18 protein-coding genes are annotated in these 15,311 nt (G+C 65.7%); 14 read left to right on the top strand and 4 right to left on the bottom strand.

Annotation, left to right across the window (positions count from 1 at the left end; all coding sequences use genetic code 11):
- Window positions 1–35: 35 nt before the first annotated feature.
- The 3 genes from AB3X95_RS31775 to fliE all read right to left on the bottom strand — a co-directional run bounded on the left by AB3X95_RS31775 (window position 36) and on the right by fliE (window position 1,400).
- On the bottom strand, window positions 36–362 hold the full coding sequence (locus AB3X95_RS31775; protein ID WP_176124510.1) for a flagellar protein FliT: 327 nt from the start codon (window positions 360–362) through the stop codon (window positions 36–38).
- Window positions 359–793 (bottom strand): flagellar export chaperone FliS, encoded by a 435-nt coding sequence (fliS, locus tag AB3X95_RS31770; protein WP_013090844.1) that lies wholly within the window; start codon window positions 791–793, stop codon window positions 359–361. Before fliS ends, AB3X95_RS31775 begins: the two co-directional genes overlap by 4 nt.
- Window positions 794–1,064: 271 nt before the next feature.
- Window positions 1,065–1,400 (bottom strand): flagellar hook-basal body complex protein FliE, encoded by a 336-nt coding sequence (gene fliE, locus AB3X95_RS31765; RefSeq protein ID WP_176110007.1) that lies wholly within the window; start codon window positions 1,398–1,400, stop codon window positions 1,065–1,067.
- A gap of 237 nt (window positions 1,401–1,637) precedes the next feature.
- On the opposite strand from fliE, the gene fliF reads away from it, so the two are divergent.
- The 14 genes from fliF (at window position 1,638) to fliR (ending at window position 14,002) form a co-directional block, all read left to right on the top strand.
- Window positions 1,638–3,434 (top strand): flagellar basal-body MS-ring/collar protein FliF, encoded by a 1,797-nt coding sequence (gene fliF, locus AB3X95_RS31760; RefSeq protein WP_184226249.1) that lies wholly within the window; start codon window positions 1,638–1,640, stop codon window positions 3,432–3,434.
- Window positions 3,424–4,419 (top strand): flagellar motor switch protein FliG, encoded by a 996-nt coding sequence (gene fliG / locus AB3X95_RS31755; protein ID WP_176124506.1) that lies wholly within the window; start codon window positions 3,424–3,426, stop codon window positions 4,417–4,419. The genes fliF and fliG overlap by 11 nt, the downstream gene beginning before the upstream one ends.
- Window positions 4,412–5,095, top strand: a complete 684-nt coding sequence (gene fliH, locus AB3X95_RS31750; RefSeq protein ID WP_176110004.1) for a flagellar assembly protein FliH — start codon at window positions 4,412–4,414, stop codon at window positions 5,093–5,095. The genes fliG and fliH overlap by 8 nt, the downstream gene beginning before the upstream one ends.
- A complete protein-coding gene (gene fliI / locus AB3X95_RS31745) occupies window positions 5,089–6,714 on the top strand; it encodes a flagellar protein export ATPase FliI (RefSeq protein WP_368623366.1) in 1,626 nt (541 codons plus the stop codon). The genes fliH and fliI overlap by 7 nt, the downstream gene beginning before the upstream one ends.
- Window positions 6,715–6,731: 17 nt before the next feature.
- Window positions 6,732–7,181 carry a flagellar export protein FliJ gene (fliJ, locus tag AB3X95_RS31740; protein WP_368623365.1) on the top strand — a complete coding sequence of 150 codons (450 nt, stop codon included), beginning with the start codon at window positions 6,732–6,734 and terminating at the stop codon, window positions 7,179–7,181.
- 61 nt (window positions 7,182–7,242) lie between these two features.
- Window positions 7,243–8,793, top strand: a complete 1,551-nt coding sequence (locus tag AB3X95_RS31735; protein WP_368623364.1) for a flagellar hook-length control protein FliK — start codon at window positions 7,243–7,245, stop codon at window positions 8,791–8,793.
- A gap of 481 nt (window positions 8,794–9,274) precedes the next feature.
- Window positions 9,275–9,436 (top strand): hypothetical protein, encoded by a 162-nt coding sequence (locus AB3X95_RS31730; RefSeq protein ID WP_368623363.1) that lies wholly within the window; start codon window positions 9,275–9,277, stop codon window positions 9,434–9,436.
- Window positions 9,437–9,548: 112 nt separating this feature from the next.
- The gene (gene fliL / locus AB3X95_RS31725; RefSeq protein WP_176124501.1) at window positions 9,549–10,049 is read left to right on the top strand and encodes a flagellar basal body-associated protein FliL; all 501 of its coding nucleotides are present in this window, start codon (window positions 9,549–9,551) and stop codon (window positions 10,047–10,049) included.
- A gap of 58 nt (window positions 10,050–10,107) precedes the next feature.
- Window positions 10,108–11,106, top strand: coding sequence for a flagellar motor switch protein FliM (gene fliM, locus AB3X95_RS31720; RefSeq protein WP_013090865.1), 999 nt, complete (start codon window positions 10,108–10,110; stop codon window positions 11,104–11,106).
- Window positions 11,099–11,563, top strand: a complete 465-nt coding sequence (fliN, locus tag AB3X95_RS31715) for a flagellar motor switch protein FliN (protein ID WP_013090866.1) — start codon at window positions 11,099–11,101, stop codon at window positions 11,561–11,563. The genes fliM and fliN overlap by 8 nt, the downstream gene beginning before the upstream one ends.
- Window positions 11,560–12,075, top strand: coding sequence for a flagellar biosynthetic protein FliO (fliO, locus tag AB3X95_RS31710; RefSeq protein WP_368623362.1), 516 nt, complete (start codon window positions 11,560–11,562; stop codon window positions 12,073–12,075). The genes fliN and fliO overlap by 4 nt, the downstream gene beginning before the upstream one ends.
- Window positions 12,075–12,884 carry a flagellar type III secretion system pore protein FliP gene (fliP, locus tag AB3X95_RS31705; RefSeq protein ID WP_013090868.1) on the top strand — a complete coding sequence of 270 codons (810 nt, stop codon included), beginning with the start codon at window positions 12,075–12,077 and terminating at the stop codon, window positions 12,882–12,884. Before fliO ends, fliP begins: the two co-directional genes overlap by 1 nt.
- A gap of 34 nt (window positions 12,885–12,918) precedes the next feature.
- Window positions 12,919–13,188 carry a flagellar biosynthesis protein FliQ gene (gene fliQ, locus AB3X95_RS31700; RefSeq protein WP_176109996.1) on the top strand — a complete coding sequence of 90 codons (270 nt, stop codon included), beginning with the start codon at window positions 12,919–12,921 and terminating at the stop codon, window positions 13,186–13,188.
- A 31-nt stretch (window positions 13,189–13,219) separates the two neighbouring features.
- Window positions 13,220–14,002, top strand: coding sequence for a flagellar biosynthetic protein FliR (gene fliR, locus AB3X95_RS31695; protein WP_176124498.1), 783 nt, complete (start codon window positions 13,220–13,222; stop codon window positions 14,000–14,002).
- A gap of 76 nt (window positions 14,003–14,078) precedes the next feature.
- Here the strand turns inward: fliR and flgL are convergent, their stop codons facing one another.
- A complete protein-coding gene (gene flgL, locus AB3X95_RS31690; protein ID WP_176367751.1) occupies window positions 14,079–15,308 on the bottom strand; it encodes a flagellar hook-associated protein FlgL in 1,230 nt (409 codons plus the stop codon).
- Window positions 15,309–15,311: the final 3 nt, after the last annotated feature.

The raw sequence follows: 15,311 nt of genomic DNA, 5'->3' as shown, positions 1-15,311 counted from the left end.
GCGTGACGCCAGCTCACCCGCGTGCCCGCCCGCACTCAGCGCGCCCCGTACAGCTCCTTGAGCACACGCGTCGGCCGGCCGGCGAACAGCACCGACAGATGCGCCATGCTCGGATTCGCGAGGTCGCGGATCGCGGCGTCGTCGGCGAGGATCTGGCGGATCAGCGCGTACTTGCGCAGGCGCTCGGCCTCGTCGAGCTTGACGCCCACGTCGGCTTCGCGCAGCGCTTCGACCAGATGCCGATACTCTTCCTGCAAGTGCACCAGGTCGCTCCACAGTGCACGGCGGGCCGCGATCAGCATGCGGCAGGACAGCGCGGCGACCGCTTCATAGCGGGCAAAATAGTCTGCGTTCGATGTCATCTCAGGCTTTCCGCGGCTGGCTGTGCCGCCATCCGCGCGATCTCCGGGGCAATCCCGATCCATGCCTCTTCGAGCGTCGCGAGCAGTCGGTCCACTTCCACGAGCATCGCCTCGCTCTGATTGATATTGGCCTGCAACAGCCGACGCGCCATATAGTCGTACAACGCATTGAGCCGTTCGGCGATTTCGCCGCCTACCTCGAGGTTGAGCGACGCCTGCAGCCCGCTTTCGATGATCCGGATCGCCTTGCTGATCGCCATGCCACGCTCGGCCACGTTGCCCTGCTGCAAATGCAGGCGGCTTTGCGCGATCGCCTGGCGTGCACCCTGGTACAGCAACACGATCAGACGATGCGGACTTGCACCCATCACGGATGTCTCGATACCGACACGTGCATACGCGTTGGCTCCAGCGTGTCCTTGGGAAAACATCGGCGCTCCTCCTCTGATACTGGCTGCGGTTAAGTCGTGGCGTGGCCGCGCGGCGCGTCGCCGCGCCAATCGCTGACATGTACTTTGGTTATCGGATGCGCGACGACAAAGCTTTAGTCCGGTGTCGGGAGGATCGAAAGCGCCGCTGGGCGGGCACGGAAGACGCGGCGCGAGCCGCCGGCGCAAGCACCGGCAGCGGCTTGCCGGATCGTCGGACGGGACTCCAGCGGACCTTCGGGCAAGTCCTTCAGGCAGTCCCGCGCGATCCCGCTCAGATCGACATCTGCGCGATGTCGTTGTACGCGGCGACCAGCTTGTTGCGCACCTGCAGGCCGAACTGGAAGCCGATGTTGGCCTTCTGCATATCGACCATCACGTCGTTCAGCGACACGTTCGACGCGCCGAGTTCGAACGCCTGCGACTCACCGATCGCCTTCTGCTGGTCGCTGCTGATCTTGTCGAGCGAGGCCTTCAGCGCCGCCGCGAAGTTGGTCGGCGTCGCCGCGCCGGATTGCTCCGCCACTGGGGTCGAGCCGCCGGCCGCCTGCGCCGCCATCGCCTGCATCTGTTGCAGCGCCGACGATAGCGCGTTCACGGGCATGGTCATCTTCTTCTCCGTTGGATAGGCGATCGGAGCACCGGAAGGTGTACCGATCTGGACGAAAGCATAGCAGCGGCCCCACGCGGAAAGTCCCGAAACTAGGGGGGAAACCCGGCTCTATTCAAGCAATCGGGTTGGGCGGCGCTGCGGATAATTTCAAGGGTGAAAGTCTCTGTCCGTCCGCCGAGCCCCGGCGCGGCATCACGGCAGAACGCCAAGGCATCCCCCGGAGAAACCCGACGCATGGATTCGTCAGCCAACTCTTTGATCAACCCCGACGCCCGCATGGGGCTCGCCGGCGCGCAGCCCGCGGCCGCTCAGGCCGCGAGCGGCCAGGCCGGCGGCACGGCCGACCTCGGCGGCCTCGGCGGCCTCGGAGGTCTCGGCGGCAATTTCGGCCAGCGTCTGTCCGGACTCGCGCAGATGCGCGGCAACCCGCGCGCGCCGCTCGTGTTCGCGGTCGCGCTGCTGGTGGCGGTCGTCGCCGGTCTGTTCCTGTGGTCGCGCGCACCTAGCTACAAAGTGCTCTACAGCAATCTGTCCGATCGCGACGGCGGTTCGATCATCACCGCGCTGCAGCAGGCCAATATCCCATACAAGCTGTCCGAAAGCGGCACCGCGGTCCTCGTGCCCGCCGAGCAGGTCCACGAGACCCGCTTGCGCCTCGCCTCGCAGGGACTGCCGAAGAGCGGCTCGGTCGGCTTCGAGCTGATGGACAACCAGAAATTCGGCATCAGCCAGTTCGACGAACAGGTCAACTATCAGCGCGCGCTCGAAGGCGAACTCGAACGCACGATCGGATCGATCTCGAGCGTCAAATCGGCGCGTGTGCACCTCGCGATTCCGAAGCCGAGCGTATTCGTGCGCGACAAGGAACCGCCGTCGGCGTCGGTGCTCGTGAACCTGTACCCGGGCCGCGTGCTCGACGAAGCGCAGGTGGTCGCGATTACGCATATGGTGGCGTCGGCGGTGCCGCAAATGCCGGTGCACGGTGTGACGATCCTCGACCAGGACGGCAACCTGCTCACGCAGCCAAGCAACGGCAGCGGCCTCGATGCAACCCAGCTGAAGTTCCGCCAGCAGATCGAACGCAACACGCAGCAGCGCATCGACACGATCCTCGCGCCGCTGTTCGGCGCCGGCAACGCGCGCTCGCAGGTCAGCGCCGACATCGACTTCTCGCACAGCGAGCAGACTTCGGAGAAGTACGGCCCGAACGCCAATCCGCAGGACGCCGCGATCCGCAGCCAGCAGACGAGCAGCGCCACCGAAATGTCGCAGGGGGGCGCCTCGGGGGTGCCGGGCGCGCTGTCGAATCAGCCGCCGCAGCCTGCCTCCGCGCCGATCGTGGCCGGCAACGGCGCGAGCTCGGTGAGCGCGACGCCGATCAGCGATCACAAGGATTCGACCACCAACTACGAGCTCGACAAGACCGTGCGCCACATCGACCAGCCGATGGGCGGCATCCGCAGGCTGACGGTCGCGGTGGTCGTCAACTATCTGCGGGTCGTCGATCCGAAGGGCCATGTGACGATGCAACCGGTCAGCGCCGACAAGCTCGCGCAGATCACGCAGCTCGTGAAGGACGCGATGGGCTACGACGCGTCGCGCGGCGATTCGGTCAACGTGGTCAACAGCGCGTTCACCACCGATCTCGATCCGAACGCCGACCTGCCGTGGTGGCGCACCCCGGACATGCTCGCGCTGTACAAGCAGATCGCGACGTACCTCGGCATCGGCGCAGTGGCCCTGTTCCTCTACTTCGTGATGGTGAAGCCGGCGCTGCGCCGCGCCTTCCCGCCGCCGCCCGAGCCGGTGCCCGCGCTGATGTCGCCCGACGAGCCGGTGCTGCTCGACGGCATCCCGGCCGAGGAGCGCGATGGCGCGGTAGTCGAAATCGAAGCGGATAGCGAGAAGCTCGCGCTCGAAAACGCGAAGCACAAGTACGAGCGGAACCTCGAGTTCGCGCGCAACATCGCGCGTCAGGATCCGAAGATCGTAGCAACCGTCGTCAAGAACTGGGTGTCCGATGAGCGCTGAAGGCGTAGTGAAGAGCGCGCTGCTGCTGATGTCGATCGGCGAGGAAGAGGCGGCGCAGGTGTTCAAGTTTCTGGGCCCGCGTGAGGTTCAGAAAATCGGCGTCGCGATGGCCGCGCTGAAAAACGTCACCCGCGAGCAGATCGACGAGGTGCTGCAGGAGTTCGTGCGCGAGGCCGAGCAGCACACCGGCATGTCGCTCGATTCGAGCGATTACATCCGCTCGGTGCTGACCAAGGCGCTCGGCGACGACAAGGCCGGCGCGATCATCGACCGGATCCTGCAGGGCAGCGACACGAGCGGCATCGAAGGCCTGAAGTGGATGGACTCGTCGGCGGTCGCGGAACTGATCAAGAACGAGCATCCCCAGATCATCGCGACGATCCTCGTGCATCTGGACCGCGATCAGGCCTCGGAGATCGTGTCGTGCTTCGCGGAGCGCCTGCGCAACGACGTGCTGCTGCGGATCGCGACGCTCGACGGCATCCAGCCGGCCGCGCTGCGCGAGCTCGACGACGTGCTGACCGGCCTGCTGTCGGGCAGCGACAACCTGAAGCGCAGCCCGATGGGCGGCATCCGCACGGCGGCCGAGATTCTGAACTTCATGTCGAGCAACCACGAGGAAGGCGTGATCGAAAACGTGCGCCAGTACGACGCCGAGCTCGCGCAAAAGATCATCGACCAGATGTTCGTGTTCGAGAACCTGCTCGACCTCGAAGACCGCGCGATCCAGCTGCTGCTGAAGGAAGTCGAATCCGAGGCGCTGATCATCTCGCTGAAGGGCGCGCCGCCCGCGCTGCGTCAGAAGTTCCTGTCGAACATGTCGCAGCGCGCGGCCGAGTTGCTCGCCGAAGACCTCGACGCACGCGGCCCGGTGCGCGTGTCCGAAGTCGAGACGCAGCAGCGCCGCATCCTGCAGATCGTGCGCAACCTGGCCGAGAGCGGCCAGATTGTGATCGGCGGCAAGGCGGAAGACGCATATGTCTGATTCGAACGCCCCGGCAAAGGACGGCCTCTCGGCTTACCAGCGCTGGGAGATGGCGTCGTTCGACCCGGCCCCGCCGCCGCCCCCGCCGGCCGAACCCGAGTTCGACGAGCGCGCGTTCGAAGCCGAACTCGAGCGCCGCCGCGAAGCCGCGCATGCGCAGGGCGTCGCGTCCGGTCATGTGGCCGGCCAGGCGCTCGGCTATCAGGCGGGCTACGACCAGGGGCGCGCGCAGGGTTTCGCGCAGGGCCAGACCGAGGCGCGCGAGGAAGCGATGCGGCTCGCCGCGCTGGCCGAAACCTTCAAGACCGCGCTCGATGGCGCGCAGCACGCGATCTCCGAAACGCTGATCGCACTCGCGCTCGACATCGCGCAACAGGTCGTGCGCCAGCACGTGCAGCACGACCCGACCGCGCTGATCGCGGCCGCGCGCGAGGTGCTCGCGGCTGAGCCCGCGCTCTCCGGGGCGCCGGCGCTGATCGTGAGTCCCGCCGATCTGCCGGTCGTCGAGGCGTATCTGCTCGAAGAATTGCAAACCCGCGGCTGGACCGTGCGTACCGATGCATCGGTGGAGCGCGGCGGTTGCCGCGCGCAGGCCGGCACCGGCGAGGTCGACGCGGGCATCGACACGCGCTGGCAGCGCGTCGCCGCCGCGCTCGGCAAGGTGAGCACGTGGTGAAGCCGACACTCGACGAGATCCGCGCGAGCGATCTGACGCCGCTCGAACGCGAACTTGCGTTGGCGTCGTTCGGCGCCGAGGCGCTGGCCGATGTCGAGTCGTCCGGTTTTCCGGAGCCCCCGGATGCGGGATGGCACGCTCCTGCGAGTGAGCATCCGGCGACAGGCGCGGCGGTGAGCCGCCCGTCCGCCGCGAAGGACCACGCCGCTCACGCGCCGCACGCACCGTCCTACGATCCCGCGCTCGACATCAATCCGCATATGCAGGCATGGCGCGGCCAGCTCGACGCGCTGCGCGCGCGCAACGCGATCGCGAAGCCGCTGCGCGCGTGCGGACGTCTGACGCGCGCGGCCGGTCTGGTGCTCGAAGCGGTCGGGCTGCGCCTGTCGGTCGGCGCCGAAGTGATGATCGAGCTGCCGCCCGGCAGTTCGCTGCCGATGGCCGAAGCCGAAGTGGTCGGCTTCTCCGGCGACAAGCTGTTCCTGATGCCGACCACCGAAGTGATCGGCCTGCTGCCCGGCGCGCGCGTCTTTCCGCTCGAAAGCGCGCCGATCGCCGATCCGCTCGCCGGCGCGAAGCGTCTGCCGGTCGGCTGGGAATTGCTCGGCCGCGTGCTCGACGCATCGGGCCGTCCGCTCGACGGGCTCGGCCCGCTCGGCACGCAAACCGATGCGCCGCTGTCCGCGCCGGTCATCAATCCACTCAATCGCGAGCCGATTCACAAGGTGCTCGACGTCGGCGTGCGCGCGATCAACTCGCTGCTGACCGTCGGCCGTGGTCAACGCATGGGGCTGTTCGCGGGTTCGGGCGTCGGTAAATCGGTGTTGCTCGGCACGATGGCGCGCTACACGAGCGCCGAAGTGATCGTGATCGGCCTGATCGGCGAACGCGGCCGCGAAGTGAAGGAGTTCATCGAACAGATTCTCGGCGAGGAAGGCTTGGCGCGCTCGGTCGTGATCGCCGCGCCGGCCGACGTGTCGCCGCTATTGCGGATGCAGGCCGCCGCGTACTCGACCTCGCTCGCCGAATACTTCCGCGACCAGGGCAAGCACGTGCTGCTGCTGATGGATTCGCTGACCCGTTACGCGATGGCGCAGCGCGAGATCGCGCTGGCGATCGGCGAGCCGCCCGCCACCAAGGGCTATCCGCCGTCTGTGTTCGCGAAGCTGCCGGCGCTGGTCGAGCGCACCGGCAACGGACCGGCGGGCGGCGGCTCGATCACCGCGTTCTACACGGTGCTCACCGAAGGCGACGACCAGCAGGACCCGATCGCCGACTCGGCGCGCGCGATTCTCGACGGCCACATCGTGCTGTCGCGCTCGCTCGCCGAAGCCGGCCACTACCCCGCGATCGATATCGAAGCGTCGATTAGCCGGGCAATGACCGCGTTGATCGACGATAACCATCTGAATAAAACGCGTATGTTCAAGCAGATGCTGTCGCGCTACCAGCGCAACCGCGATCTGATCAACGTCGGCGCCTATTCGGCCGGGCGCGACGCGCTGCTCGATCGCGCGATCGCGCTGTACCCGCGGATGGAAGCGTTCCTGCAGCAAGGCTTTCGCGAGTGCGCGAACTTCCAGCCGAGCATCGACATGCTCAACGCGCTGTTTGCTTAGGGCCGAGGAGGCTGACGATGTCGAAACACTTTCCGATCAAGACGCTGATCGGTCTCGCGCAGGACGACGTGGATGCCGCCGCGCAGCGGCTCGGCCGCGCGCAGCGCGAGCGCAACGACGCAGAGGCGCAACTCGATGCACTCGTGCAGTACCGCAACGAATACTACGCACGCTTCACGGAGAGCGCGCAGTCGGGCATGCCCGCCGGCAACATGCGCAATTTCCAGGCGTTCCTCGACACGCTCGACGCCGCGATCGAGCAGCAGCGCAACCTGCTCGCGGCGGCGAGCGCGCGCGTCGAGATGGCAAAGCCCGACTGGCAGCGCCAGAAACAGAAGCTTGGCTCGTATGAAGTGCTGCAGGCGCGCGGCGAGGCAGCCGAGGCGAAGGTTGCGGCGCGGCGCGAACAGCGCGACGCCGACGAATTCGCGGCGCGAAGTCTGCGCATGCGAGCCGACGGCGCGTGAGGCCTTGCCTCTCGGTTAATGCCTGACGGCACCCCCGTTTGACCGATTCACAGGATTCTTTATGTCGCTTCTTTCACAGATCGGCTCGCAACTGAGCACGCTGCTCGACACGAGCAGCAATGGGTCGAGCAGCGCGGCCGCGAACGCCGCGAGCCCGACCCCGTTCGCACAGACCTTGCAGCAGAGCATCGACCAGCAGAACAGCGGGAATCAACAGCAGACCGGTTCAGCGAAGGCGTCGCAAACCTCGGCACCGAGTGCGCCCAGCGCACCCGCGCCGGCGCCCGCTCCGTCGCAGCAGAGCGCGAGCAGCGGCCAGAACGCCAGCGGCACGACGAGCAACGCGGCGAGCAACGCGGCGAGCAGCAGCGCTTCATCGTCGTCCACGACGCCGGCGACACCCACGCAGCAAGCATCGAACAGCCAGTCGACCACGACGCAAACCAGGCAGCAAGACACCAAGGCGCAGACCGAGGCTGGCGCGCTCGCCGCCGCGGCGGCTGCCGTCCAGGCCCAGGCGCAAGCGCAGGCACACGCCGCCGTCAATAGCGCCGCCGATGCGAACGCGCCCACCGTAACCGATGCCGCAAGCTCCGCGGCCGACGCGGTGAGCGCGCTGGCCGGCACCGCCACGAGCGCGCTCACGGCCGCCGCGGCGAGCAGGAAAGGCGCGGTCGATCCGAAGTCGCTGCAGGATGCGCTGCAGAGTGCGCTGTCGGCGCTATCGAGCGGCCAGGGCGCGGTGCCTGCGGCCGCGCTCGCCAGCGGCGCGGCTGCGAAAGCCGCGAGCGTATCGAGCGCGGTGCGCGGCCTTAGCAACACGAAAAATGACCTGAACGGCACCTCGGACGACAAGACGGTCGGCAACGGCACCGGCAAGGGCACCTCGACATTCCACACGACGCCGACGACCGCAACGACCGCAACGGCCGCCGCGACCGCGCTGGCCGATCCATCGACAGCGAAGTCCGCCGCCGACGCCATGAGCGCCGCGGCCGCGACGAGCGGCCAGGCTGACAACGTCGCATCGGCGCGCAGCGCGTCCGAGGCGGCGAACAGCGCGCTGGCTGCGGCGCAGGCGGCAGCGAACGCTGCTAGCACGACGGCGGCGGTGCAGAGCACCGGCAACGCGAGTGCTGCCGCCGCCGCGAACGCGTTGACGCCGCAGGTCGGCACGAGCGCGTGGGAAGAAGCGTTGAGCCAGAAGGTGGTGTTTTTGTCGAATGCGCATTCGCAGAGTGCTGAGCTGACGCTCAATCCGAAGGATCTGGGGCCGTTGCAGGTCGTGTTGCAGGTTGCGGATAACCATGCGCATGCGCTGTTCGTGTCGCAGCACCAGTCGGTGCGGGAGGCGGTCGAGGCGGCGTTGCCGAAGCTTCGCGAGGCGATGGAGTCCAATGGGATTGGGCTTGGCAGCGCGAGTGTGAGTGATGGGTTTGCCCGGCAGAGCGGACAACAGCAGCAGAGCGCTGGCGCGGGTGGGTCGAATGGGAAGGGCGGCGGTAGTGGTAGTGGTGGCTCCCTTGCAGGGGACAGCTCGGAGGACTCCAGCGATGCCATCGCTAATGTTGCCGTGCGGCAGCAGGTTGGATTAGTCGATACGTTTGCCTGAGCCAGGCGGGCTTCTTTTTCGTTGTTCTGGCTTTGTTGGCCTTTCCTTGCTGACTTGTCGGTCTATTGGCGTTGCCCCTGTGCGGGGCGGCACCTACTTTCTTTGCTGCTGCAAAGAAAGTAGGCAAAGAAGACAGCTAAAACCGCTAACTCTTAAGCGGGTCCCTCGGTCCACACAAGGTAGTGGTGCATCTGGAATCCGTGCTCCCGCACATTCCGCGTCAGTGACAAGGCAGTCATCCTTCCGGCGGCGCTCCGCTCGCCGAAGCACTGTTCTCAAACCATTGGTCATTTCGGCGTGTCGCCGAGGCGCAGCCGAGGGCTCCCGCTGCGCGGGCAAGCCCGCCGGTTTCCCAGGCGGACCCGTCCGCGACGCACGTAGTGCGGAGTGGGAGGGATGATGGCTTTGTCACGAACGGGGAATGTGCGGGGGCACGGATTCCAGATGCACCACTACCCCTGCCAAGCCAGGGGACCCGCTTATGAGCTGGCGGTTTGAGCTGTCTTCTTTGCCTACTTTCTTTGCAGCAGCAAAGAAAGTAGGTGCCGCCCCGCACAGGGGCAACGCTAATAGACCGATAAGAAAGCAAGGAAAGGCCAACACCGCCAAGAATAAAGACAAGAAAAAAACAACCAAAAACTAGAAACACCCAGAAATAGCCAGAAATAGCCCTTCTTTTCGACCCATAGCGCCGCAGGCAAATCAACAACAATCACCCTAACCCTTACTACGCCAGCACCAGGCTGGCAACCCAAATGGCAACTACGACCGCCCCGCAACAAGCCGCGCCCGCCTCGCCGGGCCCCATGAAGCGCATCATCCTGATCGGCCTCATTGCGCTGATCGCCGCGGGCGCTGCCGGTGCCGGCGTGTGGTTCTTCATGTCGAAGCGCGCACCCGTCGCCGTATCGGCCGAAGCCGCGCCGGCGCCGTCCGCCGTGCCGCTGTTCTTCCCGCTCGAATCGATGACCGTCAACCTGCAATCGGACGACGGCCAGCAACACTTCCTGCGCATCGGCCTCACGCTGAAGCTCGGCGACGCCGGCACCCAGCAGGCGCTCACCGATCACATGCCGGAAGTGCGCAGCCGCATCCTGCTCGCGCTGTCGAACAAGCACCCCGAAGAACTCGCGCCGCTCGAAGGCAAGCGCGCGCTCGCCGAAGAGCTGAAGACGCTGATCACCGAGCCGACCGAGCGGGGCGCCGCACCGATCCGCGTGCAGGACGTGCTGTTCACCGAGTTCGTCGTGCAGTGACGTGACCTTGTCCAGCACTGCCATCATCAATCGCCAAGGGACGCACGAGGAATAAGCAATGAGCCATGAAGAGTTCATGTCCCAGGAGGAGGTCGATGCCCTTCTGAAGGGCGTCACCGGCGAATCCGACACGGAATCCGAGCAAAACGACCGCACGGGCGTACGCCCGTACAACATCGCGACGCAGGAACGCATCGTCCGTGGCCGGATGCCGGGCCTCGAAATCATCAACGACCGCTTCGCGCGCCTGTTGCGCGTCGGCATTTTCAACTTCATGCGGCGCTCGGCGGAAATCTCCGTCGGCCCGGTGAAGGTGCAGAAGTACAGCGAATTCACGCGCAACCTGCCGATCCCGACCAATCTGAACCTGGTCCACGTGAAGCCGCTGCGCGGCACGTCGCTGTTCGTGTTCGATCCGAACCTCGTGTTCTTCGTGGTCGATAACCTGTTCGGCGGCGACGGGCGTTTCCATACGCGCGTCGAAGGACGCGATTTCACGCAGACCGAGCAGCGCATCATCACGAAGCTGCTCAATCTGACATTCGAGCACTACACCGCGTCGTGGAAGAGCGTGCGCCCGCTGCAGTTCGAATACGTGCGCTCGGAAATGCACACGCAGTTCGCCAACGTCGCGACGCCGAACGAAATCGTCATCGTCACCCAGTTTTCGATCGAGTTCGGCTCGACGGGCGGCACGCTGCACATCTGCATGCCGTACTCGATGATCGAGCCGATCCGCGACGTGCTCTCATCGCCGATCCAGGGCGAAGCGATGGACGTCGATCGGCGCTGGGTGCGCGTGCTGTCGCAGCAGGTGCAGGCTGCCGAAGTGCAGCTGACCGCCGACCTCGCGCAGGTGCCGGTCACGTTCGAACAGATCCTGAACATGCGCAAAGGCGATGTTCTGCCGATCAACATCCCCGAGCACATCACCGCGAAAGTCGACGGCGTGCCGGTGATGGAATGCGGCTACGGAATTTTCAATGGTCAGTACGCGTTGCGGGTCCAGAAGATGATCAGCGCAGCCGACACGATGAAGGAAGGTGGATATGAGTGACCTGAACGCAAAGCCCGAGAGCGATCTCGAGGCAGCCGAGCAACTCGCCGCCGGCGCGCTGTCCGCCGCGGAAGACGACGCGGCGATGGACGACTGGGCGAGCGCGCTCGCCGAGCAGAACGGCAACGCCGAGGTCAACCCGGCCGCGGCCGGTGTGTTCCAGCCGCTGTCGAAGGTCGAACCGACCGCGACGCACAACGATATCGACATGATCCTGGACATCCCCGTCCAGATGACGGTCGAGCTCGGCCGCACCAAGATCGCGATCCGCAATCTGCTGCAGCTCGCGCAGGGCTCGGTCGTCGAACTCGACGGCATGGCCGGCGAGCCGATGGACGTGCTCGTCAACGGCTGTCTGATCGCGCAGGGCGAAGTGGTGGTCGTCAACGACAAGTTCGGTATCCGGCTGACCGACATCATCACGCCGTCCGAACGCATCCGGAAACTCAATCGATGAAACGTTTGGCAGGTCGCGGCGTGTTGCTCGCGCCGCTCATCGCGTCCAGCGTCGCTCACGCCGCCGACATGAACGCGGTCAACAACGCCGCGAAGATCGCCTCGGGGGTCGGCGCGGGTAGCGCGGTGCCGGCGCTCGGCGTCGGCGCGGTGCTGCAAACCTTCGTCGGGCTCGCGGTCGTGATCGGCCTCGTGTTCGGCTGCGCATGGCTCGCGCGACGCTTCGGCCTGCACCCGGGCCAGCGCGGCGGCCTCGTGAAGACCGTGGGCGGCGCTTCGCTCGGCGGCAAGGAGCGCGTCGCGGTCGTCGAGATCGGCGATACGTGGCTCGTGCTCGGCGCTGCGCCCGGCAACGTGCGGCTGCTGCATACGATGCCGGCGGGTTCCGTCGCGGCCGATACGGTTGCCGCTTCGCCCGAACCGCTTTCCGGCACCTTTGGTCAACGCTTTCGCGACGCCATGAAGGGCGAAGTGGGCAAACGTTTCAACGCGCACCGCGGCGGGGATCGGTAATGCAGGTCAGTTTCAGGCAGTCAGGTTGGTTCTTCACGCTATCGCGCCGTGCGGCGCGCTCGCTCCCCGCAGTGCTTCGACTCGCGCTGCCAGCACTGCTGGTCGCGCTGCCGACGCTGTCGTTCGCGCAAACCGCCGGCCTGCCGGCCTTCACGACGAGCCCCGGCCCGAACGGCGGCACGACCTACTCGCTGAGCGTGCAGACGATGCTGCTGCTCACGATGCTGTCGTTCCTGCCCGCGATGGTGCTGATGATGACGAGCTTCACGCGCATCGTGATCGTGTTGTCGCTGCTGCGCCAGGCGCTCGGCACGACCACGACGCCGCCGAACCAGGTGCTGGTCGGTCTTGCGCTGTTTCTGACGTTTTTCGTGATGTCGCCGGTGCTCGATAAGGCCTATAACGAAGGCTACAAGCCGTTTTCCGAAGGCACGCTGCCGATGGACCAGGCGGTGTCGCGCGGCGTCGCGCCGTTCAAGACCTTCATGCTGCGTCAGACCCGCGAAAGCGACCTGGCACTGTTCGCGCGCATCTCGCACGCGGCGCCGATGCAGGGGCCCGAAGACGTGCCGCTGTCGCTGCTGGTGCCGTCGTTCGTGACGAGCGAGTTGAAAACCGGCTTCACGATCGGCTTCACGATCTTCATTCCGTTCCTGATCATCGACATGGTGGTCGCGAGCGTGCTGATGTCGATGGGTATGATGATGGTGTCGCCGGCGACGATTTCGCTGCCGTTCAAGCTGATGCTGTTCGTGCTCGTCGACGGCTGGCAGTTGCTGCTGGGCTCGCTCGCGCAGAGCTTCGTCTGATTATTTTCGACTCCTCGTTCTTCAGGTACTCACGATGACACCCGAAGCAGTCATGACGCTGGCCCACCAGGCCATGTATGTCGGCCTCATGATGGCCGCCCCGCTGCTGCTCGTCGCGCTCGTCGTCGGTCTGGTCGTGAGCCTGTTCCAGGCGGCCACGCAGATCAACGAGAGCACCTTGTCGTTCATCCCGAAGCTGCTCGCGATCGCGGCCACGCTGGTGATCGCCGGGCCGTGGATGCTGACCACGATGCTCGACTATCTGCGCCACACGCTCACCAGCATTCCGACGCTCGTCAACTGAGCGCTGCTCGCACGTCCGCCCTCCCCGCTCCATGTTCACGGTCACCTACGCGCAACTGAACGTCTGGCTGACCGCGTTCCTGTGGCCGTTCGCGCGCATCGCCGCGCTGATCGCGACCGCGCCGGTGTTCGGCAATTCGTCGCTGCCCTCGCGCGTGAAGATCGGCCTCGCAGCGTTCACGACGATCATCGTCGCGCCGACGATCGGCGCGCTGCCGCAGGTCACCGTGTTTTCGGCGGACGGCGTGTGGATTCTCGCCAACCAGTTCCTGATCGGCATCGCGCTCGGCGTGACGATGCAGATCGTGTTCCAGGCGATCGACGCGACCGGCTATTTCATCGGCCTCGGCATGGGTCTCGGCTTCGCGACCTTCTTCGACCAGCAGGCGACCGGCTCGGGCGTCGTGATCTCGCGCTATATGACGACGATCGCGACGCTGGCGTTTCTCGCCGTCGATGGTCATCTCCAGATGATCGCCGCGCTCGTCACGACGTTCCAGTCGGTGCCGGTGTCGGCCAACCTGCTCGCGCCGCACGGCTGGCAGACGCTCGCGAACTGGGGCAGCTCGATCTTTTCGGCGGGGCTGCTGCTGTCGTTGCCGGTCGTCGTCGCGCTGCTGATCGCCAATCTGGCGCTCGGCATTCTCAATCGCGCGGCGCCGCAGATCGGCGTATTCCAGATCGGCTTTCCGCTGACTATGCTGGTCGGCCTGCTGCTCGTGCAACTGATGCTGCCGAACATGATCCCGTTCTTCGTGCGGCTGTTCGATAGCGGCATCGATGAGATGGGACGGGTCGCGGCGGCGCTCAAATAACGCTGAAAATCGCGGACATAAAAAAACCGGCTCGAGTTCATCGCGCCGGTTTTTTAATCGCGCCGCCGAAGCGGCATCAGCTGCCGATGTACTGGAACAGCGACATGTTCTGGATCTTCACGAACGCTTGCTGCGAAGCCTGCAAGGCCGCCTGCTGCATCGTGTACTTGCTGATCGTCGAGACCATGTCGGTCTGCGTCAGGTCCGAGAGATTGCTTTGCGTTTGCAGCGAGTTGGTCTGCGTGACCGTTTGCAGCGCCTTGACTTCCTGCTCGCGGCCGCCCACCGATGCCTGCACCGCGGTGATGTTGTCCAGCGTGTTGCCGAGCTGCGACAGGCCCGTGTTCAACGCGTTCTGCAACGTCGCCGCGGCCGCGGGGTTGCCGCTCACCGGCTGCTGGAGCGCGGTGATCATCGCGTTCAGGTTCGCAAACACATTGGTGCCCGCCTTGTTGGCCGGCTGTACCGTGAAGGTGTCATTGGCGGCCGGCGTGCCCGAGATCTGGACCTTTTGGCCGGCGATCGTGATATCCGAGCCTGACGTGTATGGCTGGGCCGTAGCAACCGGGGCGTTGGTGGTCGTGTCGGTGATCGTGTACGTGAGCGAGCTGCCGCTGCCGCTGAACTGGATCTGGTACGAGTGCGCGTTCCCCGCGTTGGTCGGATCGTTGACCGACACCGCGCCGATCACGCCGCTGCCCGTATTGGCCGAATTGCCCGAGGCAATCGACTGCGCGTTGGTCGCACCTACGCTCATGAACACCGCCAGCCCATTGTCGCCGGTCGCGACTGCGTTGCTATCGGTGACCTGCACCGTGCGCGAGCCGGTGTCGCCCGTATAGGTGACGTTGCCGGCCGCATCGGTCGAGAAGGCTTGGGTCGAATTCTGGAAGCCGGCGAACAGCGCATTGCCGGAGCCGTCGGTCGCATTCGCGTAGCTGAGGAGCTGGTCGCGCAGCGTGGTCAGTTGCGCGGCGATCGCCGTGCGGTCGGCGTCGTTCAATCCGCCGTTGCCGGCGCGCAGGCCCAGCGTGTTCGCGCTTTGCAACGTCGTAATGACGGTGGACAGCGTCGAGTCCTCGGCCTGCAAAGACGTGAGCGCCGCGGTCTGGTTCGTCGTGTACTGCGACAGCGCGGCCGCCGTCGAGCTGAGCTGCACCGCCTGCGCGGCGCCGAGCGGATTGTCGGCGGGCGTGGTGAGGCTCTGGCCGCTCGAGATTTCTTGATAGATCTGCGACAACTGAGCCTGCTGATTGCTCATGTTCGCGACGTTCATGCTGAAGTACTGCTGGGAAGAAATTCGCATGGT

The sequence above is a fragment of the Paraburkholderia sp. BR13444 genome (assembly GCF_040948755.1).
In the GTDB taxonomy this organism is placed as follows: Bacteria; Pseudomonadota; Gammaproteobacteria; order Burkholderiales; family Burkholderiaceae; genus Paraburkholderia; species Paraburkholderia youngii.
Note: the sequence above shows the minus strand (reverse complement) of the source record. Positions and strands in the feature narration are given on the sequence as shown.